We start from the raw sequence: 25,665 nt of genomic DNA on the forward strand, positions 1-25,665 counted from the left end.
TCACGGCACGAGCTGACGACAGCCATGCAGCACCTTGCTTTGTGTCCCGAAGGAAAATAGGCTTTCACCTATCAGCACTCGCATTCTAGCCTAGGTAAGGTTCCTCGCGTATCATCGAATTAAACCACATGCTCCACCGCTTGTGCGGACCCCCGTCAATTCCTTTGAGTTTCATTCTTGCGAACGTACTCCCCAGGTGGTTAACTTAACGCTTTCGCTTGGACACTCACTCCGAAGAATAAATATCGAGTTAACATCGTTTAGGGCGTGGACTACCAGGGTATCTAATCCTGTTTGATCCCCACGCTTTCGTGCCTCAGCGTCAATTCAAGCCCAGCAAGCTGCCTACGCAATTGGTGTTCTATGACATATCTATGCATTTCACCGCTACATGTCACATTCCGCCTACCTCAACCTGATTCAAGTCTGACAGTATCAAAGGCAATTTAACAGTTAAGCTGCTAGCTTTCACCTCTGACTTATCAAACCGCCTACGCACCCTTTAAACCCAGTGATTCCGGATAACGCTTGCACCCTCCGTATTACCGCGGCTGCTGGCACGGAGTTAGCCGGTGCTTATTCGTCTGGTACCGTCAAATACTCTTAAAAGAATACATTTCTTCCCAAACAAAAGCAGTTTACAACCCATAGGGCATTCGTCCTGCACGCGGGATGGCTGGGTCAGACTTGCGTCCATTGCCCAATATTCCTTACTGCTGCCTCCCGTAGGAGTCGGGTCCGTGTCTCAGTACCCGTGTGGGGGGCCACGCTCTCACGCCCCCTACTGATCGTAGCCTTGGTAGGCCGTTACCCTACCAACTAGCTAATCAGACGCACGACCATCTTTAAGCGCCGTAGCTTTAATCCAAAAACCATGCGGTTAATGAATACTATGAGGTATTACTCCCAGTTTCCCAGGGCTATTCCTCTCTTAAAGGTAGGTTTCGTACGCGTTACTCACCCGTTCGCCGCTCTAGGGTCCGAAAACCTTACCGCTCGACTTGCATGTATTAAGCCTCCCGCTAGCGTTCATCCTGAGCCAGGATCAAACTCTCCATAGTAATATCTTTTGTAAACTTCCGAAGAAATTATACGATCGATTTGCTTGGATGTCTGAACCAAAAACCAAATTAAAAATTGATCTTCAAGGTTCCGCTTGTGGTTTCTAAAAAAGTAATTTTTTCCTTACCTCAATTCCCATTGTGTCAATGAACTCTTTGGTCTCCTTATCCCTAAACTTCAGGCTCTGCAACCTTCCTCATTTAAGCATCTCTCAACCGTATTTTCAATTCTGTTGAATTGGCAACTTTTTTCGTCAAAACCCTTTGGTTTCAACCTTTTTCCCTTCCTAATAACCCTTTTATTCAGGTTATCTGCGGGGCAGCAAAGGTAAATACTCAGTGGCGATTCGCAAAACTTTTTTCATCTTTTTTCAAGACTTTTTTTCGCGTTTCAATTCCTTTCCTTTCTACTTTCTTGCCCTGCTTTTCAAAGCGGATGCAAATGTACACCATTTGATTCCTAAACTCCTAATTATTGAAGAACTTTTTTTGAGTTTCTTTTTAGCCGATCTGCTGGCTGTCATTCCTACTCATCCCCATTCTCCTTTCGCCTTGCTTTCAAAGCGGAGCGCAAAGGTATTTTTTCAAGTTGGCATGCACAAGCTTTTACAGAAAAAGTTTTCACGTTTTTTCTGTTCGCATACTTAAATCCTTGAAAGTTAATTTGTGGTGATTTAAACAAGGAAAATAAAGTTAAGGGTTTCTAGGGAAAAGCGCAAGGGGCTGGCTTAAAAACCCAGGTTTTTTTTTACTTAGTATGACGCAAAAAATTGCTTCCCGATTTTTTTAGCCGCTTTTGAACAGGAAGCTCACTTGAAATGAAACGTTCGACTTCCTATTCAAAACCCAAAATCGGGAAGTTAATTTTTCTGTGTTATCATGAAAAACCTCAAAAAAGCAGGATGAGAAGATCGTTGTAAGCAAAAAAGAAAGGGGCCGAAAAGCGGCCCCCTATTATTTAACTACCTTGATGTACCAATTAATTGTAAAACAAATCAAAGGTAAGATTCTGTTGGTTTGAAGTCAACCCCATATTCGGGGGGTATCATGTGGGAATCAAGCGGGACATAAAGAAACCATCGAAGCCTTCATCTTGAGGCAGAATGGTTTTGCTCGCCTCTACTCTAAAGCTCGTCCTTCCGCTATCCAGGAATTTTTCTATTTGCAAGTGATTTTCAGAGGGCAGAATACTGCAAGTCGCATAAACCAATTTTCCACCCGGGCGACACATCTTGGTATACGTCTCTAAAAGTTGCTGCTGAAGCAGCTTCATGCTGTTCAACTGCTCGCTATTCAATCGCCAACGGGCGTCAGGATTGCGGCGCAGAACACCCAAACCCGAGCAAGGAACATCCAAGAGCAAACGATCTGCGGATTGAGCCAAGCGTTTGATGGTTTTTGTTGATTCGATCACCCGGGTTTCAATAATATTGACCCCAGCCCGTCGAGCGCGCAGTCGAAGTTGTTCTAGTTTTTTGGCATCGGTATCCAAGGCGATGATCTGGCCTTTGTTTTGCATCAGAGCGGCCAGGTGTAATGCTTTGCCACCGTTTCCTGCGCAAGCATCGATGACCCGCATACCGGGTTCGACTTGTAAAAATGGAGCGACTTGTTGTGAAGAATAATCCTGGACTTCAAACCAACCATTTTGGAAAGCTGGGGTGCTGTAGAGTTTGCCCCGCTGCTGGATTAAAAAGGCGTCGTCAGCGATAGGTGTGCCAAGAATATTGAATTGTTGCAATTGTTGCTGAAGCGCAGGTAAATCCGTTTTGAGTCGATTGACCCGCAGCAACAAATGGGGCAGTTCGTTCAGGGCATGAATGGTAGCCGCCCATTTATCTCCTAATTCGGCTTGACCCAATGCATCCAGCCAATCCGGGATCGATTCCCGCAGGGCGCGTTGATCACCTATATTATGGTAGGCAGCAAGGATTTTCTCCTTGGAAAGGAATTGAAATTGCGCTCCAGCCGAGTGCTTCTGTAAAATCAAAGAAGCACCGAGTAAATACTCCCAATCCTCAATTGTAACTGGAGTTTTCCCACTTACAATACAAAGGAGGCGATAATAACGAATTAAGGAGTAGATCTGCTCGGCTACAAAGCCTTGTTCGGCAATGGTCCAATGTTGGTGATCCTTAAATTGCCGCTCGACGGCCTGATCGGCAAAGCGAGATTCCTGCAACACCTGGGCCGCTGCAGTACAAATAGCGGATACTTGTTCATTTGAAATGCGCAAAATCAAACGTTTTAATGAGGTAGGAGTTTTTTTGGAGTTATCCGCCTCTTTCTGGAGGCCTGCTATGGAAGGAAACAAACGAGTCTCCCTTTTTTTATGCGTGATGGGACAAAGATCAATATTTGACTCCATTTTTTACCCAAAAAATCATCAAAGTTTAAACTGCAAGGTCACATACACATTCCGCTTATCGGCAGGTATAATGCCAGGGCCGGGGTAACCATCGGCGCGACGGGTAAAATATTTTGCATCAGCCAGATTGTTCACACCCGTGTAGATCGTAAATACCCTCCAATTGTAACTAAGGCTGAGATCCATTACCGCAAAAGCCGGGATAGCCCCATCTACTGCCGTGGGCGTTTCTTCAGTATTGGTGGCATCGGAGTACTGCTTGGTTTGATAAGCAAACTGATAGGTGAAATTGAACTTTGGATTGCCAAAAGAAAGACCAGTACGAAACAGCACAGGAGGTACATTTTCCACCAGTTTATTGGCAATCGCTGTGTTTTTGGTATTCACGTAACGTGCATCGATCAGCGACAAACTGGTGTAAAGATTCAGCTTGTACTTGGCCATTCCTTTGCTCAGGGCCTTCAACACATCCCCGTCCAACAAGAATTCCAAGCCGAGGTTTCGGCTGTCCGATACATTGGTGCGCAAACGGTAAGTCATAAAACTGGTATCTCGTACAAAGATGGAACCAATGCGGTCATTGTATTTCAGGTAGAAAAAACTCACATCGGCATAAAGCCAGTTTTTGTAGGTGCCGCGAAAACCAAAATCGATGTTGTACCCCGTTTCATCTTTCAAATTAGCGTCTACCCGGGCATTGGTATTGACGATGCGGAGGTCGTTAAAATTGATCGAGCGGTAGTTTTGAGAGATGTTGGCGTACAATTCGGTTCCATTGCCGAATTTCCAGGAGCTCCCAACGCCCAAGAGCATGAATGAGCGCGGATTTTCTTTGGTCTCCGCTATTTTATCGTCGGCAATGAAGATGTTTTGCTTGTAGTAGTAACCTTCGGCTTTGGTGTTGATGTATTCAAAACGAGCTCCGGGAGTAATGCTCCAATGCTGGTTGATGCGGAAAATATTCTCAGCAAAAACGGCAACGTTGCTACCTGGGAAACGAAAGTTGGACTTGTTCGGCTCCGGCCCGGCAAATACAAAATCGGGGCCAGAACCAGTGTTGCCATCGCCTTGTCTCCGCTGAGTCAGCCCTTTGTATACCCGGGTACCGATCAAAAAAGTACTGGATTGTTGCTTCCACAAAGGGTATTGGTGAATCAACCTGAGCTCCGATCCCAAATTGTTGTATTGATCGGCCATGTAGTCGCGCACTCCACCCACGTCGGGTCGATTGATGTAGGTCAATACGCCCAATGCTTCACGTGATCCTTGGAGTGTGTAGGTGCGCCAATTGAGTTTGGTGCGGGGGCTAAGTGTAAAATCCAACGTGAGGTTGAACAAATTCCAGTCTACCTGAAACCAGTTTCGTGACCGGACCGACACCGCAGCATCTTGCTCAAACTGTGCATCGGTAAGCCCACCAGGCTGCTGAGCCAGGTATTTCATCAAGGTGTATTCCCCGCTTATTTTTAGTTTTTCACTGAGCGCATAGGCCAAATGGATGTACGCATTGTGCTGGTCATAATGGCTATTGGGTCGCCAATCATCGCCACGTTTGTACTGGTAAAAGCTGTAGTAGTTGAGTTTGTTTTTAGCTACGGTGCCACCGATGCTGTTGAACGAATTAAAAAAACCATAGGAGCCGAGGGTTTGCCGGGAAGTGATTTCGAGGGGTTTGCTTTCGGGGCCTTCTTTCATCACAAAATTTACCAGACCTCCAAATTGAGGGCCGTATTGCAAACTTGCTGCTCCACGAATGATTTCGATTTTGCTCAGCGCTTCAGCGGAAGGGGTGTAATAACTTTCGGGATAGCCTAGGGCATCGGCGCTGATGTCGTAGCCGTTTTGCCGGATGTTGAAATTGGAAGAGCGATTGGGGCTCAATCCCCGACCACCAATGCCGAGTTGCAAGCCGCCTCGGTCGTATTCCCAGATGTTCAAACCCGGTACCCGCGCATAAATCTGGCGTGTATTGTTGGTAGCCAGGTTGGCATTGAGGCTTTTGACATTGATCAACTCGGTTTTTTTACTGGCATAAATGGCTGTGCCCGATACATCGTATAACTTACCCGAAACGTTTTCGTCTTTTTGATCCGAAATCACAATTTCCTGGATGTCGACAACGCTGGGTTCGAGGTTGATGTCAAGATTGCCGATGCTTTGCTCCTGGAGCACAATGCGCTGGCGGTAGGATTTAAAACCTACAGAGCTTACTGCTATTTCGTAAGAACCGGGATCCAGTTTTGCAAAGCGAAAAAAACCGTTGTCGTTGCTGATTTCTACTGTATTGAGTGGCAAAAGTACCACGGAGGCACCGGCCACTGCTTCTGAACCTGAGCGAATGGTGCCGCTGATCATGGACTGGGTTTGGGCAAACAAAGGCAAAACAACACAGGAGCATAAACCCAGCAATACGGTTTTTAACAGCATCATTTTTATTTTTTGTAGGGCAAAATCCAGGGAATAGGTTTCCAACTCAGCTTTTGTGCTGCCAGGTTGACGGATGAATCAATAAAGGGTTTGGAGCGGTCTCCATTCAAGGACACATACACTTCGGCGTATACTTGGGGATCTTCCAATCCGGTTTTTTGATAACTTTTGGCCAGGTGATGGGCATATTGCAAAATCATATCCGGCTGGGTGCTCATCATTTTTTCCTGCAGTGGCGTCAGGAATTTTTTGTTGTCCACTTCATAAAACTGCGTACCACTCTTATCCTTTACAGTAAAATAGGCCGTTCCCGATTTTTCCATCAACATCACCCGCCAGGAAAACCGATACCCCTCCTCCGTCCAAAACAAATGCCCAGGGTACAGCAAAAACCGCAAGGGAATCACCAATTGCAGGAATACATACAGGACAATAGCTAGGGAGAGAATTTTATTGCGGGCAAAAACTGGGGTTGTTCCCTGCTGAGTTGCCGTAGCTTGAAGTTTAACTCCAGGCAAAAAGGACTGTAGTTTGGCATGAAATTCTGCGGAGAAAAAAATCAGACTGGCGCTAATCATCACATAAGGAAACATCCCGATGCCCGGAAAAAAAAGCGCTGTTGCCAAGTGGAAGACCAACACAAAGCCGTAAGCGATGAGCCGTGTTTTTTTATTCAATAGAAAAAAGACGATAAACAAGTCGTACACCGCCCCAAACCAGGAAAAGAGATAAGCCACCCAGGTTTCGTACATCCAGGGGCCTACAATGGGCAGGTGGCTTTTGGCCGGAAGCCAGGTTTTCATGGGCTCGGCATGGATCAACCAATCAGGATTGATTTTGGCCAGCCCGGCAAATATGTATACGATCGACAGTTGAAAGCGCAGGATATCGATAGTCCAGGCAGGAACCAGAGGCTTTTGCGGGGTAATTCGCCAATAAACATCCAGCGAATAGGCTCCATTGGCGGGCAAAAACACCATGATAAAAGCCACGAGGCTAATGAAATAATAGTGGTTGAGGTAGGCCGAGGCATCTATCAATTCAACATACGTGAAGGCCAGGAAAAAGAAAAGCATGGCGATGCGATAAAAACAGCCAAGTATAATCAGTACGGTGCTGATGATGATCGTGGCAAATAATAGGTGCATACCTAAATTGCCCAAAGGTTGTACCCAATCAAACCCCGGGTAAGTAAAATGAAATTGGGGTTCGATATAAATGCTGGTGATCCAACCCCGCCACCAAAAACGAAGCAGACTAAACATCATCAAGACCCCGAAGGTGATCCTGAAGGTAATCAATGGCGCGATGGAAACCGGGCGGTAAAGGCTCTGTTGATCAGTCACCGTCATTATCCTGATAGGTTATTTGTACCGCAGTAGCCGAAGCTACGTCTGTTTTGATCAGAGTCAACAATTTTTGCACCTGCTTGTAGGCCCCTTCCACGAGCACAGGATTGTTGACAAAAGCCGCCGACAGGGGCTTGGGAATGGCGTTCAACGCCGTTAAAGCTATGTCAAACTGTGCCAATACGGCGTTGTTCAAATCCTGTTTTTTCAGCAGCACGAGGTAATCGGCAATGCCATCGCCACTTCCACCCGTGTAATAATTTTTTAAGCTGCTCAGGTTGGCGATGGCCAATTCGGCGGAAATGCCAGCGTAATAGCCTTCACATTTATCGGCAAACACAATTCCGTTGGATTGTTTGCCAAAAGGCCAACCAATGCGCGGCCCTTTTAAAGCATCTATCTCGTAAGCAAACTGGTTTACGAGGCTGCCGATGGAGCTACCCACATCGGTTTTTAAGGAAGTAATAAAAATACGGTGGTAAGGGCCATTCCACTGACTCAGGGTGTTTTCGACCAAGGTTTTCATGCGGCCCAATACATCTTGTACATATTTTTTGCGTTTGGCTGCACCTGCACCGGAAAACTTACTCACTGCATTCGGTGCATATAAGAGGTAATCCAAAGCCGGAAAACCCTGAATGCTATCCGAGTTTTGCGGGATAGTAAAGTTATAGTTGCCCGTTTCGATGCCCTTTTCAATTCTTGCTGGCACGGTAGGGAAAGTATTGGTGTAACTGTTTAGCATTTGAGCCGAGGCGGGCCCAAAATAAAGAACTGATATACCTTCAAAACCAATGTAGGCTGCTTTGAAAGGTTCGCGGGTTGCTGCCAGTGTGAGTTCGGAAGGGGCGGCCAAAAATGCATTGACGCTGGTGGTCAATGCGCCCAATTTGTTGTTCAAGTCGGTATAAGCCGGAACAATCAGGTTATCGGCGTAATTGACCAGCATCGCCGATTTAAAAGTGTCCGTGCTTCCCGGATTGTCTTCATTGTCATTCCCTTCTTTGCTGCAGGCAAATGCGATCAGGGCGGACATTAACACAAGCCCTGCAAGTTTGAGCTGAAAACCTTTTTTCATCAGTATAAAATTGGAGCAAATTAAAAAATGTTCAACTACTGGTTTAATTTTAACCATAAGCACCAAAACCCAATAAATGGTGTTTTTGTACTTATGTGCTGCACACTAACCGCTATTTGCAGCTGCTTAAAGCTGCAATTTGCCGTAAGCCTCGGTCAAGATGGTTTGCGCTTGCTTCAGTTTGGTATTGCTGGGATCTTCAGCCAGGGTATAAAAATTAGTCTTGATGATGTCCAGTAAGGTCTGATAGTTTGCGGCAGTCAATTTGCTGCTGGCATCTCGGTATTTTAAGGCAATGATGAAGCCATAACCTTCGGAAAGGCTGTGGAATTTTGCGTCGAGTGCAGATTGGGTTTGAGGAGTGAGCATGTAGTAATAGGCCGAAGCAGCCATGGTTTTTTCCAAATACTCCTTGATGGTGGCAATGGCGGCATCACGGGTTTTGTAATCTTTGGCCACAATAGCTGCTCTACCTTTGCGGAAAGCTTCAAACACAATACCACCCGACTTGAGGTACTTGCCCCGCTCTGCGAAGTAGCTACCCAATGCCAGGGGCCGATCTGGCATGGCCGAAGTGTAGGCTGTAGTGGTATCATAATTGGCAGGAATTCCGACGTAACCAAAGGCCAAATCCCAGTTGTGTTGCATGGCAGTGCCTTGGCCAGTTATTACAGTTTTGTTGTCGTCGGAAGGGATTTTGTCCAAAATGGCATTGATGTTGTACAAGCTCAAGCCACCCATTAGACCTTTGGCCACCGCCTGGTTGAACTCAAGGCCAGTGTAATTGAACAAGCGGCTGCCAATTTTGCCTGCAATCCCTTTGGCACCTGGACGATTGTAGAACTTGCTTACCGCCACCATCGAATCAGCATAGGCTTTGAAGGTGCTGACATCCGCACTTTTGCTGGCTAGGTTAAAGGTCAATTTGTTGATTTCGGTGTGCGGATAAGGAATATTGTTCGCCATATCTGCGGTATAAGCAGCGTTGCTGTTGTTCCACAGGTAGTTCACTGTGTCCTGACTCAATACCTTGCGGGTAGAGCGGCCCAAGTAAGTGGTATAACCCAGCCACATGCTGATGCGTGCAGCGGATTCTTTGTACTCCACATTGTCAAAAATATAGGTAGTGGGAACAGTGTACTCCAGGATTTCGTCCTCGTCGTTTTTACAGGAAGTCAAAAACAAACAAGCGCCAAGAGCACAGAAAAGCATTGTGTTTTTCATAACATCAGGTTTTTTTTGCAAAAATAGGAGATCATTTTTAAAATTACTGCCTTTATTAAGACTAAATCTAAGAAATGACAATCTTACGACGTTTGTTTATTTAGACTAAATATAATTTAAATTTGGTGCAAAAAAAAAGCCAACCAACGTGAATTGATTGACTTCTTTGGATGGGCTTGCGTTTGCAAACGTAATACCCATTATTCGCATTACTTGTTTACTTCACAATATATTCTGCCAACCAATCACCTACCTGCGAGGTTTTGAAGGCTTTGGATTTATCTGTAGCAATATCTTCGGTAACGGCATCAGCAGCCAAAGAAGCATCAACTGCATCGCGTACTGCTTTGGCTTCTGCGGGCAATTTGAGTCCTAGTTCCAACAACAAAGCGGCAGAAAGCACCGTTCCAATTGGATTGGCGATGTCTTTGCCAGCAGCTTGTGGATACGATCCGTGGATGGGCTCAAATACAGAAGTATGGATACCAACCGATGCGGAAGGCAGCAAGCCCAAAGATCCGGTGATTACGCTGGCTTCATCAGAAAGAATGTCGCCAAACATGTTTTCAGTGAGCATCACGTCAAACTTCTTGGGCCACTGGATGATTTGCATCGCAGCATTGTCGACAAACATGTAGTCTACTTCCACATCTGCATAATCGGCTACCATGCCTTGCACGGTTTCTCTCCACAAGCGGGAAGTGGCCAGTACGTTGGCTTTGTCAACCACGGTCATGCGTTTGTCGCGCATGCGCGCGTATTCAAAACCGAGTTTGGCAATACGCGTAACTTCATCTTTGCTGTATACGCAGGTATCGTAAGCTTTTTCTCCGTTTTCACTACGGCCACGAGGCTCACCGAAGTAGATTCCTCCTGTCAATTCGCGGATCACCACAAAATCGGCACCTTCAACTAGATCAGGACGCAAAGGCGACTTGTGTATCAGGGATTGAAAAGTATTGATGGGGCGAATATTGGCGTACAGACCCAGTTTTTTGCGCATGGCCAACAAGCCTTGCTCAGGGCGCACCTTTGCCTTGGGGTCGTTGTCGTATTTTGGATCACCGATGGCACCGAAAAGAACGGCGTCGGAGTTCATACAGATTTCGTGGGTTGATTCAGGGTAAGGCTCCCCTACTTCGTCGATGGCGTGAGCACCCGTGATGCCAAATTTGAAGTCAAATTCATGACCAAACTTGCGGCCAACTGCTTCCAGTACTTTTACTGCCTGTGCCACAACTTCGGGGCCAATGCCGTCGCCAGGAAGTTTTGCGATAGTGAATTTCATTGCTTATTGATTTTCGATAAGGTTCAACATTTTTATCGTCGCCTTTATTGCCGCAATGGCCTGATCAGAATCGAGGCCACTGGTTTTGAAGGGACGCAACTCATCCTGTTGCCAGGTGATGGCGGTTTGACACAAGGCGTCGGTTTTTCCTCCCGGAGGAATAGTGACTACGTAGTCGATTAAGCGCGGCAAGTTTTTGCCCAGGCTTTGATAAATTTGACGCAATGCACTCATGAACGCATCGTATTGGCCATCGCCGTCGGCGGTACGTTCGTAAGTTTTGTTGTCAATTTCAATGCTCAGGGTAGCTACAGAGCGTAAGCCTGCGGCAACCGAGAGTGCATAGTTTTTGATGCGCACCCGCTGAGCAAGGGTTTGTTTGTCCAAAACATCGGCGATGATGTAAGGAAGATCTTCCTGTGTGACCACTTCTTTGCGGTCGCCCAATTCATTGACGGCCTTGGTTACCAAACGCATGGATTCCTGATCGAGTTCGATGCCCAGCTCCTCCAGGTTTTTGCGAATGCTGGATTTGCCTGCCATTTTACCCAAAGCATAAGAGTGCTTGCGGTTGAAGCGCTCAGGACTCAGGTCATTGTGGTAGAGGTTTCCTTTTTGATCGCCATCGGCGTGGATACCACTGGTTTGGGTAAACACAAACTCGCCGATGATGGGTTTGTTCGTAGGAATCCGTACACCAGAATAAGACTCCACGAGTTTGCTCACGGAGTACAGCTTTTTTTCATCCACAGAAACTTCGCAGTGCAAATGGTCTTTCAATACACCAACTACACTGGACAGAGAGACATTGCCGGCACGTTCGCCCAATCCATTGAGGGTGACGTGAATGCCGGCTACTCCTGCTTTTACTGCGGCCATGACATTAGCGGTAGCCAAATCATAGTCATTGTGCGCGTGAAAATCAAAACTCAATTGAGGAAAACGTTGCTGCACATCAGCACAATAGGTGAAGGTTTCGTCAGGATTGAGAATACCTAAGGTGTCTGGAAGCAGGATGCGATGGACAGGAGCTTTGCTCAAACCATCGAGCAAGAAATAAACGTACTCAGGAGAGGTACGCATGCCATTGGACCAGTCTTCGAGGTAAACATTGGAACGAATGCCAATTTTTTCTGCCCGCACCAACACATCCAGGATATCGGCGAGGTGTTCTTCTTTGGTTTTGCGCAATTGTTGGATACAATGGCGTTCGGAGCCTTTGGTGAGCAGGTTGAGTACTCGTGCGCCGGTTTCTTGCATCCAGTTAAGGGAACGGTCGCCATCTACAAAGCCCAGGATTTCAATTCGATCAATGTAGCCTTTCTCTTTGGCCCAATCCATGATCTTTTGAACCGCCGTAAACTCGCCTTCTGAAACGTGCGCAGATGCAATTTCAATGCGGTCGACCTTCAGTTCTTCCAATAGCAAGCGCGCTATTTTCAGTTTCTCCTGATCGGTAAACGATACGCCGGAGGTTTGTTCACCATCGCGGAGGGTGGTGTCCATGATTTCGATCTTCCGTCCCATTTTTTTTCTGCTATCAGCTGACGGCTGTCAGCTGTCAGCTATCAGTTGTCAGCTATCAGCTTTCAGCTGACAGCATAATTGGTTGCTGATGGCTGACGGCTGACAGCAGATTGCTGATAGCTGACGGCTGATAGCTATCAGCCAGAACTATGCTCTCTTTTTCTCGAATTCTTCGATCTTCTCCTTTATGTTCAAAAGATAATCGATGTCATCGTAGCCATTCAGCATGCATTCTTTTTTGTAAGTGTTAATTTCAAAAGTGAATGCGTTGCCTGTTGCATCGATGGTGAAGGTTTGAGCCTCCAGATCTACGGTGAACTTGGCTTGGTGATCGGCTTCAATTGCTGAAAAAATTTGAGCCAAGAACTCATCCGATACCTGAACGGGCAAAAGGCCATTGTTCAATGCGTTGTTCTTGAAAATATCGGCAAAAAAGCTGCTTACTACGACCTTGAATCCAAAATCAGTAATGGCCCAGGCAGCATGTTCTCGACTGGAGCCACAACCAAAGTTTTTGCCACTCACCAAAATATCGCCGCTATACAGCGAATTGTTGAGTACAAAATCCGCAATGGGCTGGTTGTTGGAATCGTAACGCCAATCGCGGAACAAGTTTTCACCGAAGCCGTCCCGAGTGGTTGCTTTCAAAAAGCGGGCTGGGATGATCTGGTCGGTGTCGACGTTTTCTATATGAACGGGTACAGCTGATGAGTGTACCAAATGGAATTTTTCGCGTGCCATAATGCTAATGACAAAATTGTGAAATGAATGAAAATCGTAAGGACAACCCTATGTGGTTGTCCCCTGGGTGGTCAACCCTATGTGGTTGTCCCTGGGTGGTCAACCCTATGTGGTTGTCCCCTCACAAGGGGTCAACCACGTAGGGTTGACCCTACAGATCCCGTGGATCAACGATTTTTCCGGTTACCGCCACTGCTGCTGCCGTAATGGGGCTGGCCAACATGGTACGGGCGCCGGGGCCTTGACGGCCTTCAAAGTTGCGGTTGGAAGTAGAAACCGCGTATTTACCCTTTGGTATCTTGTCTTCGTTCATGCCCAAACATGCGGAACAGCCGGGTTGGCGCAGTTGGAAGCCAGCTGCTTCAAAGATGGCCACCAAACCTTCTTCCTGAGCTTGTTTTTCCACTTGCTTGGAGCCAGGTACGATCCAGGCGGTGATGTTGTCGGCTTTTTGCTTGCCCTTGACAAATTCAGCTACTGCCCGCAAGTCTTCGATGCGGCCATTGGTACAACTGCCAACAAATACGTAATCGACATTTTTGCCCAAAAGACGTTCACCCGGAACCAATCCCATGTATTCGAGTGACTTGGAAAAGCTGGTACGGTTGGATTCTTCTACTTCTTCCAACGCAGGAACATTCTCGGTGATCTTGATGCCCATGCCAGGGTTGGTGCCATAGGTGATCATCGGCTCGATGTCCGCAGCATCGTAGTGCAACTCTGCTTCAAATACTGCATCTGCGTCGGTGTACAGCTCTTTCCACTTTTCAACTGCGGCATCAAAATCAGCCCCTTGGGGAGCAAATTCGCGGCCACGGATGTATTCAAAGGTTGTTTCGTCTGGAGCGATCAGGCCACCACGGGCACCCATTTCGATGCTCATGTTGCAAACGGTCATGCGGCCTTCCATGCTCAGGTTGCGGAATGCAGAGCCTGCGTATTCTACAAAATAGCCTGTACCACCGCTGGCGGTGATTTTGGAAATAATGTAGAGAATAATGTCTTTGGCACCAACTCCAGGACCCAGCTCGCCATTTACCGTAATGCGCATGCGCTTGGCTTTGGATTGCATCAGGCATTGAGTGGCCAATACCATTTCCACTTCGGAAGTACCAATACCAAATGCCACACTGCCAAAAGCACCGTGGGTAGAGGTATGGCTGTCGCCACATACAATGGTCATACCCGGTTGAGTGATGCCCAATTGTGGCCCTACAACGTGTACAATTCCTTGGTAAGGGTGATTGAGTCCATACAGGGTAACGCCATGATTCAGGCAGTTTTCCGTCAGTTTGTCCACTTGAAAGCGGGAAAGCTCATCCCGGATGGGCTTGTCCTGGTTAATTGTGGGCACGTTGTGGTCGGGTGTTGCCACGGTGCGATTGGTGCGGAATACCTTGAGTCCGCGCGCATCTAGTCCGGCAAACGCTTGCGGACTGGTTACTTCATGGATCAAGTGTTGGTCGATGTACACCACACTTGGGCCATCTTCAATCTGTTCAACTACGTGGGCGTCCCAGATTTTATCGAATATCGTTTTACCAGCCAATTTTTGAGGATTTTAAAGATTTCGCAAAATGGTCAGCAAAATTATGAAGTTTTGGCAGAATAACTTGGCTGTTGCAAAATCCTTAAAAAAATGGATGCTGGAAAACGGGAATGGTTTTTTCTAAAAATCATTCCATAAGGATTGGGCTAAAAACCCTGCCAATGCTGGTTTTTGGGCATTTTTCACTGCAGCCTATTTTGGAGATATTGTGTACGAGAACTGCCGTGCGGGCTTCGTAATTGTGGTAAAAAATTAGTTCGGTTTATTCCGAGGGCGCTGCGCTGGTTGCTGACTGTGCTCCATTTTGCGCAGCACTTCCTTAATGATGTGGTCAAAACGCTGCTGTTGCTGTGGCGTGCCCAGATTGCGTACAGCTTGAAAATGTCTAAAAGTGATCAATTCGGTCTTTCCCTGGATCTGTCGCAAGACACCAAATTGGGTAGTGTCGCCTTTGCCGAGGTTGTCATAAAGTTGGTTACGGGATTGAATTCGCTCAAATTCCAACTTCTGCATTTGATCCCGGTGCTGGTGAATCAGCTCCCAATACGCTTTGCGTTGGGTGGCATCAAATTTCAGTTCGTGCATCAGGAATTCGGCTGCTTGAGATCCACCTTGAGGGCCAGTGATGCGCCAAAGTAGCCCTAAACTGACTACATTGAGGATGAGCAAGCCCAGCAGGGCGACGCCCATTATTCTTATGGCATTCATTTTTAATAATTTAATTGACTACCGAAATAGGTTTCTGAAAATTGCTGGAATGTATCGTTTTGCCTATGTTTACTGACGTTGAGCCAAACCACAAAATTGAGTACCAGCATTACCGCAGCGGCGGCGGCAAGTCTAATGGCAAGGCGGCGAATTTGCACTTGCTGTACCTGACGCCCTTCCCGGTTGGCAGCAATCCGTGCTTCAATTTTTTGGAGCAAAGCTGCATCAGCTTCCGCTCTCTGGATGCCTTCCAGGCTGTTGAGCGCAGCATTAATATTGGCTTGAATGTCAATGTTTTCCACAGTGAATACGGTTAACGGTTTTCGTAAAAATTTTTCAAAAGCTCCCGAAGTTTTTGTTTGGCACGTACCAGCAAAGATTCAACAGCCGGAACCGTCACATTCAGAATGGCAGCGATTTCGGCATAGCTGAGTTGTTCTACTTTGGCCATCACAAAAGCACTTTGTTGGTTTTCTGGCAGTTGGGCAATGGCTTTGAACAAGATTTTGCTCGACTCCTGTTGTTCCAGCAATACGCCAGGGTGCAAAAAGTCGGGAATTTCAAACACGGTTTCTTCGGCACCTTTCTGTTTCCACAGTGAGATGGTAAAACCTGCGCGTTTTTGGGCCTTGCGGGCTTTCAAACGATCCAGGACTTTGTTGACGGTGATGCGGTACAGCCAGGTGGTCAGCGCAGCTTGTCCCCGAAAACTGGCGAGGGCTTCGTACACTGCCAAAAACACATCCTGGGTTACTTCTTCGGCCTCTTCCCAATTTTGCAGCATCGACAATGCCGTGTTGAATACCCGATCTTTGTGGGCATCAAAACAGTCTTGAAAGGAAATCGCGATTCCTTCGGCACTGTTGGTCATTGCATTGTCGTTGGCCAATTGAAAATAGATTTACTTGTTAGCGGATGTTCGATAGGGATATAGGGAACGATGAAAAAATAACTACCCCATTTATTTCTTCATCGTTCCCAAGCAAATGCGTTACGGTTGGTTAGACGAGCAGGTAAGAATAACCCTGCGCACCATAGTCAACTTTTTTGGGTAAAATCAAAATAAATCCGAAATTTCGATTTTCAAAAACTCTTGCCAGGGTAATCCGCGTTCACCGATCAAGAACATCTTATGTGGCGCATATAATTGATTAAAGGAATCCATGCCTTTGGTAAAAGCGGTATTATTGCTTTTTACTTCAAGGCCGATTATCTTCCCATTTCGTTCGATGACGAAATCTACTTCCTGATTGCGATCTCGCCAATACCACAATTGGCATTCCCGTTTGGTGGCTGCGTGTAGAAGGTGAGTTCCTACAGCATTCTCAACCCATTGTCCCCAATTTTCAGGTTCTTGACGAATGTTTCGAAACGAATTTCCAATCTGGATACTCAATAAAGAAGGATCATGAACTTGCCATTTTGGCAATGAAGCTTTGCTTCGTGCAACGTGCTGATGAAAATTCTGAATACTCCCCAATAAGCCTGCTGTATTCAACAATTCGTTGTAGTGCGCCAAGGTGGCCACATTTCCAGAATCTTGTAATTGCCCTAATATCTTGGTGTAAGACAAAATTTGTCCACTATATCTACTGCCTAATTCCAATAAACGGCGCAACAATGCAGGTTTTTCAACCCGACTTAGCATCAGAATATCTCTGGATAAGGTGGTTTCAAGAATCGAATCTTTCATATAATCTATCCACCTAGTTTCGTCTTGATACATAATTGCAGCACCCGGATAGCCTCCAAACCAAACGTATTGTTCAGCTGAATATCCAAAAGCAGCTTCCATTTCTTTGAAGCTCCACTGCAACATGGGAATAACTTCAAATCTGCCTGCCAAAGATTCGCTAAGCCCCTGCTGGATACGCAACCGTGCAGAACCTAAGAGTACCACTTTCAATTCAATATTGTCAAAAGTATCTCGATCCCATTCTGCTTTTATGGTTTCGCTCCAGTTGTTGATTTTTTGAATTTCGTCAATGATGAGAATACCTTCGTTAGCGGAACTGGCTTTAAGTCGCTGACGACCAGCCTCCCAAATTCCTCTAAGCCAGGTGCGATCAGCGGCCACAATATCGTCTGCTGAGAAAAAGAATACCGGGATTTCAAGTTTAGGAATCAGTTGTCGAATCAAGGTTGTTTTTCCGACCTGGCGGGGACCAACAATGACTTGAATGAAATTTCGGGGTTCTCCAAGACGACTTAACAGCGTTTTTAATTCTTTTCGTTCGAACATATTTTTACATTTTGCGAGCTACGACTCGTAAAAATACGAGATATAGCTCGCAAAATGTAAAAACATGTCCTTTTTTTGAAAAAAGAAAGGCTAGCGCTTATTCAGAACCAGCCCTTCTTATTTTTGATCCATAATTTCAACTCAAAGCCCCAACACTTTTCTGTTGAAAGCCTCATCAGATCCGCCACCTGCAAAGTCGTCGAAAGCTTTTTCGGTTACTTCGATGATATGATCGGCGATGAACTGGGCACCTTCTTCGGCACCTTGCTCAGGGCTTTTGATGCAGCATTCCCATTCCAATACTGCCCAGCCATCGTAATCGTACTGAGACAGTTTGCTGAAGATGCTACTGAAATCGACCTGACCATCACCCAAAGAGCGGAAGCGTCCAGCGCGATTGACCCATCCCTGGAATCCGCTGTATACGCCTTGTGAGCCAGTTGGGTTGAATTCCGCATCTTTAACGTGGAAAGCTTTGATCCGATCGTGGTACAAATCGATGAATGCTAGGTAATCCAGGCACTGCAATACAAAGTGGCTTGGATCGTAGTTGATATTGGCACGTGGATGCCCATCCAGGTAATCTACAAACATTTCAAAAGTAGCGCCATCGTGAAGGTCTTCGCCAGGGTGCAGCTCATAACAAGCATCTACACCACACTCGTCAAATACATCCAAAATCGGTTTCCAACGCGCTGCCAATTCTTTGAACCCAGTTTCGACCAAGCCCGCAGGGCGCTGCGGCCATGGGTAAAGGAATGGCCAAAGCAATGCACCAGAAAAGGTTACATGCGATTTCAGTCCCAGGTTTTTGCTGGCTTGCGCGCCCCATTTCAATTGCTGAACGGCCCATTCGGTACGGGCTTTGGGGTTGCCATGCACTTCTGCTGGCGCAAACCCGTCAAACATGGCATCGTATGCAGGGTGTACTGCCACCAATTGTCCCTGCAAATGGGTAGACAATTCGGTGATGGACAAGCCATGATCATCGATTTTGCCAATCAAATCGTCGCAATACGCTTTGCTTTCGGCAGCGGTTTTGAGGTCAATCAAACGCGCATCCCAGGTTGGAATTTGAACGCCTTCGTAGCCAAGGCCAGCGGCCCACTGGCACACGCTGTCCAAACTGTTGAATGGGGCTTCATCGCCCATGAACTGCGCCAGGAAAATGGCGGGTCCTTGAATGGTTTTCATGTTTGTTATAGGTTTTAGGGTCTTAAGGTTTAACCTAACACCCTATTTTGCAATATCGTACAAACCCCAGCGATCCGGGTCAACTTCGGGTTTATCTCCGGGGTTGAAAGATAAGGTAATGGTTTCTTTACCCAAATCAATACGCTGAATTTTTCCATTAATTTTTACTTCGACGGGGAAAGTAAAGGGCAAGTTTTGGGGCGTTTCCCAATGCAGGCTAATTTGTTGGCCTTCCACCCTGGATACGAGCTTGGGCAAGAAGGGTTGCCGCAAATACACATCAAAAAACCATCCCAGTGATTTGCCACTTTCTGCTTCACAAATCAATTGAAAATCAAGGGTGGTAACGAAATGGCACTGACGTCCATCCTTGATGTCTTCTGCTTTGGCGTTGGCATAACATAGGCGGCGCAAGGAACGCAACAAGGCTTCTTTGCCAATAACAGCCCGCAAGGCATGCAAAACCCAGGCTCCTTTGGCATAAATGGGCGCCCGGTAAATTTGCTTGGACGTTTGGGAGGTCAATGGGGCTACCGCCAAATTGTTCTGAAAGCGGCGCGATCCGTCCATGTACTCGTGGTATCCTTTGATGCCCTTGAGCTCTTCCATATACAGGGCTTGCATATAGGTACAAAAACCCTCGTGAATCCACATGTCTTTCCAGTCGTAATTGGTCACCAGGTTGCCCCACCATTCGTGGCCGAATTCGTGGTGATGGAGGGCGTCAAAACCCCAGTCTTTGCCTCCGGTCATGCTGCCATTGCTAAAATTGGCGCCATAGGCAATGATGCTCTGGTGCTCCATGCCGAGGTGAGGCGTTTGTACTACCCCATATTTGTCGGCGCGGAACGGATATGGACCGAGCAGTTTTTCGTAGAATTTCATGTGGTCGTAGATTTCGGTAAAGAGCTTTCTGCCTTTATCGTAGTCTTCAGGGAGTACATAAAAAACCATGGGGAAGCTTTCGCCAGCTACGCTTTTGTATTGCCCTTCAATGGCGCGGTATGGCGCAATATTGAGGGCAACGTTGTAGATGTTGATGGGGGTAGAAATGTACCAGTGAAAAGTCTGGGTTCCGTCTTTGTGTTTGCTGGTACTGAGCAATTTGCCATTGCAGGCCGCAACCAAGGGCTCGGGAACATTGACGTGGAGGGCCATAGAATCGGGTTCGTCTGAAACGTGGTCTTTACAAGGCCACCAAAGATCGGCGCCTTCGCTTTGGCAGGTAGTGGCGATCCAGTGCGCACCAGATTTGGTGGTTGACCAGGTGAAGCCACCATCCCAGGGTGCGCGTATTGCGGTGCGGGGCTTGCCCCCATACAGTACGCGTACCTGAATTTGCTCGCCGGACTGACGGGTGAAGCCCAAGTCGATCCAGATTTTCCCTACTTTCCGGGTATACGTTGCCGCAACTGGTTTTTGGGGATTGGACAAATCCCATACTTCGCGGATGGTCAGCAAGGTATCCAGATCCAGTACCAATTGGTTCATTGGTTGTACTACCTTGGCGCGCACGACAACCTGGCCTTCCAATTCACGTGTGTCGGGTGTGATTTTGACGTTGAGGTCGTAAAAGCTCACATCGTAAGCAGCCTGCTCAGGAGTGAGTGGCCCGCCTGAATCGAGAATGGCGGTTTGGGCGCAAACAAGGGTATTGCCGAGCATAAAAAGGCCGGCCCAGATGTTTTTCAAAAATTTCATTGTGTTGAATTTGGTGGTGGGTGTAAGCCAGCCAAGACGAAAATTTTCCTGCTGTTGATTAAACCGGAGCGGTTTAGTTTAAGGGTTTGAATGGTAGCGCGTCCTGTTGGCGTTTTTCCAATCATATGTGTGTATTCTTCACTCCATTCAAAGTGATCTTCCCATTTGTTTTTTCTGGGATGGAAAAGTAGAACTTCTTTTTCATCATATGGATCAATGCCCGAGATTTTATCATATTTATGCCCGTTACATCCATCACACGACAATGCGAGATTTTCTTGTTCTGTTGTCCCCTCTTTAGCCAAAGGGATAATATGCTCAATTGCAAATGGTTGATTGGAATATTCTGATAAACTCTTACAATATTCACATCGATACTCAGCACGTGCAAAAACAAGATTCCGTAGTAATTTACTGATATAAACTCTAGCCATTATAATGATTAGAAAGTCCCAATTGAGTCATCAATTCTGGAAGTGTTGTTTTGCGAATTTCAGCCAATTCTGCTAAACACGACAAACGCACCACATTTCTTTCTTCAACAATTTCAGTGAATCCAATAAATTCTTCATTTTCGGCGGAAGTCATTGCTTCATCCTCTAACTTCTGCTTTAGTTCATTATACCGATGGTAAAACCCTTCGTCAAGACCCTTATTTATTTCCAGAAAAAGCTCTGACTCCCGCTTTGACAAGTGAGGAGCTTTTCTTTCCGCAATCATAAATCGTCCTTTATGAACAACTTGTTCCAACTCCTCCAATGCAAGCTGCCCCATCTCCGCAAGAATTTGCTCTGGACTGGCTTTGGGTGGTTGAATCTGTACATCTGACATGTTTCTATTATTTTATCAAAAAAAATTGATGGAAACCGTTCTCTACAAAAATACGTTTTTTATCCAAAAGAACAACCAAAACAGGAGAAGGCGGTGTTTCAGTAGCTAAACGTGCTAACTTTGAATTCGCGCACCTCTTCAACTTGAAAGAAACTACTGCAAATGCTCGACAACATCATCGTCAAACTTCTGCTTTCCCCGCTGGCATTAATCTACGGCATTGGCATCAGCCTGCGCAATGGGATGTACAATGCAGGACTGATCCGTTCGGTTAAATTCAACCTACCCGTCATCTCGGTTGGAAATCTTTCCGTAGGTGGGGCCGGAAAAACGCCACACATCGAATACTTGTTGCGGCTTTTGCACCATTACATTGAAGTGGCCACTTTAAGCAGGGGGTACAAACGCAACACCACAGGCTATCTGGATGTACTCGCCGAGCACAACGCCAGCGAAGTAGGAGACGAACCCTTGCAATTCCGCCGCAAATTCCCGGATGTAACCGTTACGGTATGTGAAAACAGGGCTTATGGCATCCCCCAGATGGTGGGTCGGCATCCCGAAATTCAGGCCATTCTAATGGATGATGCCTTTCAGCATCGGGCAGTTACGCCCGGGTTGAATATCATGCTGACGGAATACGGGCGGCCATTTTTCAAAGACTTTTTGTTGCCTTCTGGGCGCTTGCGCGAGTGGCGCTCGGCCTACCGCAGGGCCGATGTGCTGATTGTGAGCAAGTGTCCAGCGGATTTGACGCTGGAGCAAAAAAATCTAATGATTGAAAAATTGGCGCCTTTTGCTCATCAGCAAGTGTTTTTCACCCAGTATGTTTACGGCAACCCGTACTACATGTTCAATCAGTCGTATATAAAGGTATTGGACAAAGACACCGATGTGCAATTGCTCAGTGCCATTGCTGGAACAGATTACTTGCTGTCGTACCTGGAGCCCAAAGTCGCTACGGTAACCAGCCAGGAATACGCCGATCACCACAATTTTTCAACTGAAGATCTTTACGACATTCGGGGTCAGTTTTTGCGCCTGGATTCGCCCAATAAAATCATTGTTACCACCGAAAAAGACGCCATGCGCCTGGAAGCACACCGGGAATACATTCAGGGAGAAGACCTGCCCATTTTTGTTTTGCCCATTGAGGTTGTGTTTCTTTTTGAGGAGGGGCCAAAATTTGATCAATTGATCCAAAATTATTTGCTCAATTTTAAAGTTTAAGCGGTCTTGTCTTTAATTTTCCGCAATACCTAAAACTTTCTCTCGTGAGTTTGCTACAGCGCATCGTTTATACCATATTAAAAGCCCTGATCAAATTGCTGGTCAATGTGTACTACCCCTTCACCAGCATTGTGGGCAAGGAAAAGCTAAAACTTCAGGGGCCAACCATCATCATTGGCAATCACCCCAATACTTTGATGGATGCGCTCAATGGTGCCATTTGGGTCGATAAATCCATTTATTTTCTGGCTATGGCGCGTTTATTTAAACCCGATTGGGTGGGCAGGATTTTACGTTTTTTGTTTTGCATCCCGCTGGAGCGCCGCAAAGACAATGATGGCGGCCCTGTAAACAATGAAGATACCTTCAAACAAGCCATCGAGCACCTTTCCAAACACCGGCATTTGTTCATCGCGCCCGATGGAGGCAATGAGCTGGAGCGCAACTTGTTGCCACTCAAAACTGGCACAGCACGCATCAGCTTAAGTGCGGAAGACCACCAGGATTTTCAACTGGGTCTGCGCATCTTGCCTTTGGGGTACACCTATTTTGGGGACAAAACCCAGTTTGGCAGTGAGATGCTCATTCAAGCCGGAGAACCCATCATTCTCAAAGATTTTCAAGAAGCATATGCCGCAGATCCTCAAGGCACAGTGCGTAGGTTGACTGCACTACTGGAAAAGCGCATGCAAGATTTGCTCCTCAACACCAAAGACGAAGAAGAAGACCAACTCCTCCATGTTTTGGAGGAAATCCTGCGGGATGATGCACCATTGCCATTGCCTGATTTTTTTCAACGCAGCAAAGCATTGTTGTCCCATTTGCGCAATTTTGCCATTGAGCATGCCGATCACCACGCTGGATTTGTAGCTCAGGTACAAGCCTATTCAAAAGCGTTACAATCCGCTCAATTGCGTTCGGGAGCAGTTTACCTGGCTCAGATTGAGGCGACTCAGCGCAACCAAAAGCTCTTTTATTTTGGGTTGCTTTCACCGATTTGGGGCTTTGCCTGGGTCAATCATTGGCCAGTATTGGCGCTTTGCAGATGGGTAGTACAGAAACTCAACCTGCATGTGGGCTACAAATCTGCTGTTGAAATGTCGGTGGGATTGGTGGCAATGCCCATTTATTATGTGCTGGTATACAATTTAATCAGAAGCTTCAGCTCCTGGGTGGAAGCCTCCGTCTACATCCTTGCCATGATTGGCACTGGTCTTGTTTCGTTGAAAAACAAAAGGCGCGTTGAAAGTGCTTTGTCTTATTTCAAAATGTACAAATTAGGGCCAATCAAAGACAAGTTGAATACAGAACGGAAAGCGATCGGAAATCAACTTCAACAGTTTATTCAATAATTGCCCCATGATCTCCTCAATTCTGGCAATTGTCTTTCTGGGTGCAACTTTGGTACAATTGTTGTTTTGGTTATTGTTGTTTTCACGCCTAGCTTACTATCCAGTTGCTGATCCAAACCTGTCAAAAACACCTGACGAGAAGCTACCTTCTATATCAGTAGTCATCTGCGGATGTAACGAAGCGGACAATTTTGAAAAATATCTTGACCGTTTCCTCAGCCAGGACTACCCTTCCTTTGAAGTAATCGTCGTAAACGACAATTCGAGCGATAACAGTGAAAAAATTTTGTTGGAGTTTAAAATAAAATATTCGATATTACACGCTGTTACGATTAAAGAGCCGCATCCACCAGGCAAAAAATTTGCTTTGCAGGTGGGTATTGCAGCAGCAAAGTACGATTTGCTTCTTTTAAGTGATGCAGACTGTTATCCATCCACCCCACTTTGGATGCGTTCAATGCAGTCTGTGATTGAGAAAGATGTTTTTATCGGACTGGGCTACAGTCCATATGAATCTCGAAGAGGTTTACTCAACCACTTCATTCGCTTTGAGGCCATTTACACCGCTATTCAGTATTTTTCCTTTTCAATTGTAGGATTACCTTACATGGGTGTTGGTCGTAATTTGATTTACACAAAATCACTTTACCAACAACAAAACGGTTTTTCCGCACATTTGGACATCGCTTCCGGTGATGACGACTTGTTCGTCTCTGCTGCTGCGACTGGACGAAATACAGCAGTGATGTTGGCCGCCAAAAGTTTTGTTTTTTCGACCCCCAAATCGACTTGGGGAGGCTACTACCATCAAAAAACGCGCCATTTGACGACCAGCTCGCGCTACAAACCCGTTCACAAAATAGGTTTGGGTACGCTTGCGGCAAGTCATTTTTTGCATTACTCTGCCGGATTGGCTTGGGGTATTGTAGGAGATCAATGGTGCTTAGTATTGGCATTTTACCTGGCGCGAGCCACGGTAGTAGCAATGGTAAGTCGACCTATTTTGAGCCGTTTGAAATCCCTTTCACTCTGGCCCTGGATACTTTTTCTGGATGTACTTTATCTGTTCTACTATATCGTGTTCGCGCCAGTTTTGATAATCGGCAACCCACGAACATGGAAACACTAGCAACACACAAGGCCCGCCGCCGGGGCAAAGACGATCACAGTTTGGTTGAATTGGCGGTAAATGGAAACCAACGCGCTTACAGTATTTTGATGGAACGACACCAGAGCAATCTGTTGCGTACCATTCAAAAAATTGTACCCAACAGGGTTGACGCAGAAGATCTCGCTCTTGAATCATTCGGGAAAGCGTTTAGCAATCTCGGCACGTATCGTCCACATTACGCTTTTGGCACCTGGCTACAGCGCATTGCGATCAATCACTGCATTGACCACAAACGCAAACGTCGGCTCCAAACCTTATCAATTGACACCCAAGTCAGTGAAGATTTTGAAGGTCGTTTTTCGGAAAACATCCGCGCCAAGGCGCTCAATCCGGAAGAATGTCTGATTTCCGCTCAAAAACGCGATTTGATCCGAACGTTGATTACGCAACTCAATGAACGTTACCAGGTCATGGTGGAAATGCGCTATTTTGAAAACCGTACCTATGCTGAAATTGCTGCCGAAATGTGCGTACCACTTGGTACAGTTAAAGCGCAATTGCACCGGGCAAGGGAAATTCTTCACGACCTTTTGTGTACTCCTGATGCGGCGGCCTATTAGCCCCATAGAACAAAGAACAATACTGTAGTAGAGACGCGAATCACCGCGTCTCTACATTAATATA

The 25,665-nt window shown here is 46.4% G+C and carries 21 protein-coding genes and 1 rRNA gene; 4 read left to right on the plus strand and 18 right to left on the minus strand.

Annotated elements, in window-relative coordinates; translation table 11 throughout:
- From ABW391_RS12745 to ABW391_RS12830, 18 genes are all read right to left on the minus strand, one after another.
- Positions 1–1,061 (minus strand): 16S ribosomal RNA (locus tag ABW391_RS12745); the annotation flags it as partial.
- Positions 1,062–2,106: 1,045 nt separating this feature from the next.
- Positions 2,107–3,297, minus strand: coding sequence for an RsmB/NOP family class I SAM-dependent RNA methyltransferase (locus tag ABW391_RS12750; protein WP_353482259.1), 1,191 nt, complete (start codon positions 3,295–3,297; stop codon positions 2,107–2,109).
- A 150-nt stretch (positions 3,298–3,447) separates the two neighbouring features.
- Entirely contained in the window at positions 3,448–5,859 is a 2,412-nt protein-coding gene (locus ABW391_RS12755; protein WP_353482260.1) for a TonB-dependent receptor domain-containing protein, read from the minus strand.
- Between the two features lie 2 nt (positions 5,860–5,861).
- Entirely contained in the window at positions 5,862–7,208 is a 1,347-nt protein-coding gene (locus ABW391_RS12760; RefSeq protein WP_353482261.1) for an HTTM domain-containing protein, read from the minus strand.
- Positions 7,195–8,283, minus strand: coding sequence for an imelysin family protein (locus ABW391_RS12765; protein WP_353482262.1), 1,089 nt, complete (start codon positions 8,281–8,283; stop codon positions 7,195–7,197). The genes ABW391_RS12760 and ABW391_RS12765 overlap by 14 nt, the downstream gene beginning before the upstream one ends.
- Before the next feature lie 126 nt (positions 8,284–8,409).
- Complete coding sequence (locus ABW391_RS12770; protein WP_353482263.1) at positions 8,410–9,507, minus strand: DUF4856 domain-containing protein; 1,098 nt, start codon at positions 9,505–9,507, stop codon at positions 8,410–8,412.
- A 217-nt stretch (positions 9,508–9,724) separates the two neighbouring features.
- Positions 9,725–10,795, minus strand: coding sequence for a 3-isopropylmalate dehydrogenase (gene leuB / locus ABW391_RS12775; RefSeq protein WP_353482264.1), 1,071 nt, complete (start codon positions 10,793–10,795; stop codon positions 9,725–9,727).
- 3 nt (positions 10,796–10,798) lie between these two features.
- Entirely contained in the window at positions 10,799–12,322 is a 1,524-nt protein-coding gene (locus ABW391_RS12780; RefSeq protein ID WP_353482265.1) for a hydroxymethylglutaryl-CoA lyase-like TIM-barrel protein, read from the minus strand.
- 147 nt (positions 12,323–12,469) lie between these two features.
- Positions 12,470–13,063, minus strand: a complete 594-nt coding sequence (leuD, locus tag ABW391_RS12785; protein ID WP_353482266.1) for a 3-isopropylmalate dehydratase small subunit — start codon at positions 13,061–13,063, stop codon at positions 12,470–12,472.
- Positions 13,064–13,214: 151 nt separating this feature from the next.
- Positions 13,215–14,612, minus strand: coding sequence for a 3-isopropylmalate dehydratase large subunit (gene leuC, locus ABW391_RS12790; protein WP_353482267.1), 1,398 nt, complete (start codon positions 14,610–14,612; stop codon positions 13,215–13,217).
- A 252-nt stretch (positions 14,613–14,864) separates the two neighbouring features.
- Entirely contained in the window at positions 14,865–15,320 is a 456-nt protein-coding gene (locus tag ABW391_RS12795; protein ID WP_353482268.1) for a hypothetical protein, read from the minus strand.
- Positions 15,321–15,322: 2 nt separating this feature from the next.
- Entirely contained in the window at positions 15,323–15,622 is a 300-nt protein-coding gene (locus ABW391_RS12800; protein ID WP_353482269.1) for a hypothetical protein, read from the minus strand.
- Positions 15,623–15,633: 11 nt separating this feature from the next.
- A complete protein-coding gene (locus ABW391_RS12805; protein ID WP_353482270.1) occupies positions 15,634–16,209 on the minus strand; it encodes an RNA polymerase sigma factor in 576 nt (191 codons plus the stop codon).
- A gap of 168 nt (positions 16,210–16,377) precedes the next feature.
- Positions 16,378–17,562 carry an ATP-binding protein gene (locus ABW391_RS12810; protein WP_353482271.1) on the minus strand — a complete coding sequence of 395 codons (1,185 nt, stop codon included), beginning with the start codon at positions 17,560–17,562 and terminating at the stop codon, positions 16,378–16,380.
- A 141-nt stretch (positions 17,563–17,703) separates the two neighbouring features.
- Complete coding sequence (locus tag ABW391_RS12815; RefSeq protein ID WP_353482272.1) at positions 17,704–18,756, minus strand: sugar phosphate isomerase/epimerase family protein; 1,053 nt, start codon at positions 18,754–18,756, stop codon at positions 17,704–17,706.
- A 42-nt stretch (positions 18,757–18,798) separates the two neighbouring features.
- Positions 18,799–20,457, minus strand: a complete 1,659-nt coding sequence (locus tag ABW391_RS12820; protein ID WP_353482273.1) for a M1 family metallopeptidase — start codon at positions 20,455–20,457, stop codon at positions 18,799–18,801.
- Positions 20,454–20,891: an HNH endonuclease gene (locus ABW391_RS12825; RefSeq protein WP_353482274.1), complete on the minus strand. Its 438-nt coding sequence runs from the start codon at positions 20,889–20,891 to the stop codon at positions 20,454–20,456. The genes ABW391_RS12820 and ABW391_RS12825 overlap by 4 nt, the downstream gene beginning before the upstream one ends.
- Positions 20,884–21,288, minus strand: a complete 405-nt coding sequence (locus tag ABW391_RS12830) for a hypothetical protein (RefSeq protein WP_353482275.1) — start codon at positions 21,286–21,288, stop codon at positions 20,884–20,886. Before ABW391_RS12830 ends, ABW391_RS12825 begins: the two co-directional genes overlap by 8 nt.
- A gap of 162 nt (positions 21,289–21,450) precedes the next feature.
- On the opposite strand from ABW391_RS12830, the gene lpxK reads away from it, so the two are divergent.
- Genes lpxK through ABW391_RS12850 form a run of 4 tightly spaced genes read left to right on the plus strand, consistent with a single transcriptional unit; the run spans position 21,451 to position 25,601 of the window.
- Entirely contained in the window at positions 21,451–22,518 is a 1,068-nt protein-coding gene (gene lpxK / locus ABW391_RS12835; protein WP_353482276.1) for a tetraacyldisaccharide 4'-kinase, read from the plus strand.
- A gap of 44 nt (positions 22,519–22,562) precedes the next feature.
- Positions 22,563–23,870: a 1-acyl-sn-glycerol-3-phosphate acyltransferase gene (locus ABW391_RS12840; protein WP_353482277.1), complete on the plus strand. Its 1,308-nt coding sequence runs from the start codon at positions 22,563–22,565 to the stop codon at positions 23,868–23,870.
- A 49-nt stretch (positions 23,871–23,919) separates the two neighbouring features.
- Positions 23,920–24,999 (plus strand): glycosyltransferase, encoded by a 1,080-nt coding sequence (locus ABW391_RS12845; RefSeq protein ID WP_353482278.1) that lies wholly within the window; start codon positions 23,920–23,922, stop codon positions 24,997–24,999.
- Entirely contained in the window at positions 24,987–25,601 is a 615-nt protein-coding gene (locus tag ABW391_RS12850) for an RNA polymerase sigma factor (protein WP_353482279.1), read from the plus strand. The genes ABW391_RS12845 and ABW391_RS12850 overlap by 13 nt, the downstream gene beginning before the upstream one ends.
- Positions 25,602–25,665: the final 64 nt, after the last annotated feature.

Origin of the sequence: Haliscomenobacter sp., from assembly GCF_040403615.1 — a bacterium.
Classification (GTDB): Bacteria; Bacteroidota; Bacteroidia; order Chitinophagales; family Saprospiraceae; genus Haliscomenobacter.

Coding starts and splice junctions, on each gene's coding strand:
- ABW391_RS12755 (WP_353482260.1), bottom strand. CDS start 5,859: ATGATGCTGTTAAAAACCGTATTGCTGGGTTTATGCTCCTGTGTTGTT.
- ABW391_RS12760 (WP_353482261.1), bottom strand. CDS start 7,208: ATGACGGTGACTGATCAACAGAGCCTTTACCGCCCGGTTTCCATCGCG.
- ABW391_RS12765 (WP_353482262.1), bottom strand. CDS start 8,283: ATGAAAAAAGGTTTTCAGCTCAAACTTGCAGGGCTTGTGTTAATGTCC.
- ABW391_RS12770 (WP_353482263.1), bottom strand. CDS start 9,507: ATGAAAAACACAATGCTTTTCTGTGCTCTTGGCGCTTGTTTGTTTTTG.
- leuB (WP_353482264.1), bottom strand. CDS start 10,795: ATGAAATTCACTATCGCAAAACTTCCTGGCGACGGCATTGGCCCCGAA.
- ABW391_RS12780 (WP_353482265.1), bottom strand. CDS start 12,322: ATGGGACGGAAGATCGAAATCATGGACACCACCCTCCGCGATGGTGAA.
- leuD (WP_353482266.1), bottom strand. CDS start 13,063: ATGGCACGCGAAAAATTCCATTTGGTACACTCATCAGCTGTACCCGTT.
- ABW391_RS12795 (WP_353482268.1), bottom strand. CDS start 15,320: ATGAATGCCATAAGAATAATGGGCGTCGCCCTGCTGGGCTTGCTCATC.
- ABW391_RS12810 (WP_353482271.1), bottom strand. CDS start 17,562: ATGTTCGAACGAAAAGAATTAAAAACGCTGTTAAGTCGTCTTGGAGAA.
- ABW391_RS12815 (WP_353482272.1), bottom strand. CDS start 18,756: ATGAAAACCATTCAAGGACCCGCCATTTTCCTGGCGCAGTTCATGGGC.
- ABW391_RS12820 (WP_353482273.1), bottom strand. CDS start 20,457: ATGAAATTTTTGAAAAACATCTGGGCCGGCCTTTTTATGCTCGGCAAT.
- ABW391_RS12825 (WP_353482274.1), bottom strand. CDS start 20,891: ATGGCTAGAGTTTATATCAGTAAATTACTACGGAATCTTGTTTTTGCA.
- ABW391_RS12830 (WP_353482275.1), bottom strand. CDS start 21,288: ATGTCAGATGTACAGATTCAACCACCCAAAGCCAGTCCAGAGCAAATT.
- lpxK (WP_353482276.1), top strand. CDS start 21,451: ATGCTCGACAACATCATCGTCAAACTTCTGCTTTCCCCGCTGGCATTA.
- ABW391_RS12850 (WP_353482279.1), top strand. CDS start 24,987: ATGGAAACACTAGCAACACACAAGGCCCGCCGCCGGGGCAAAGACGAT.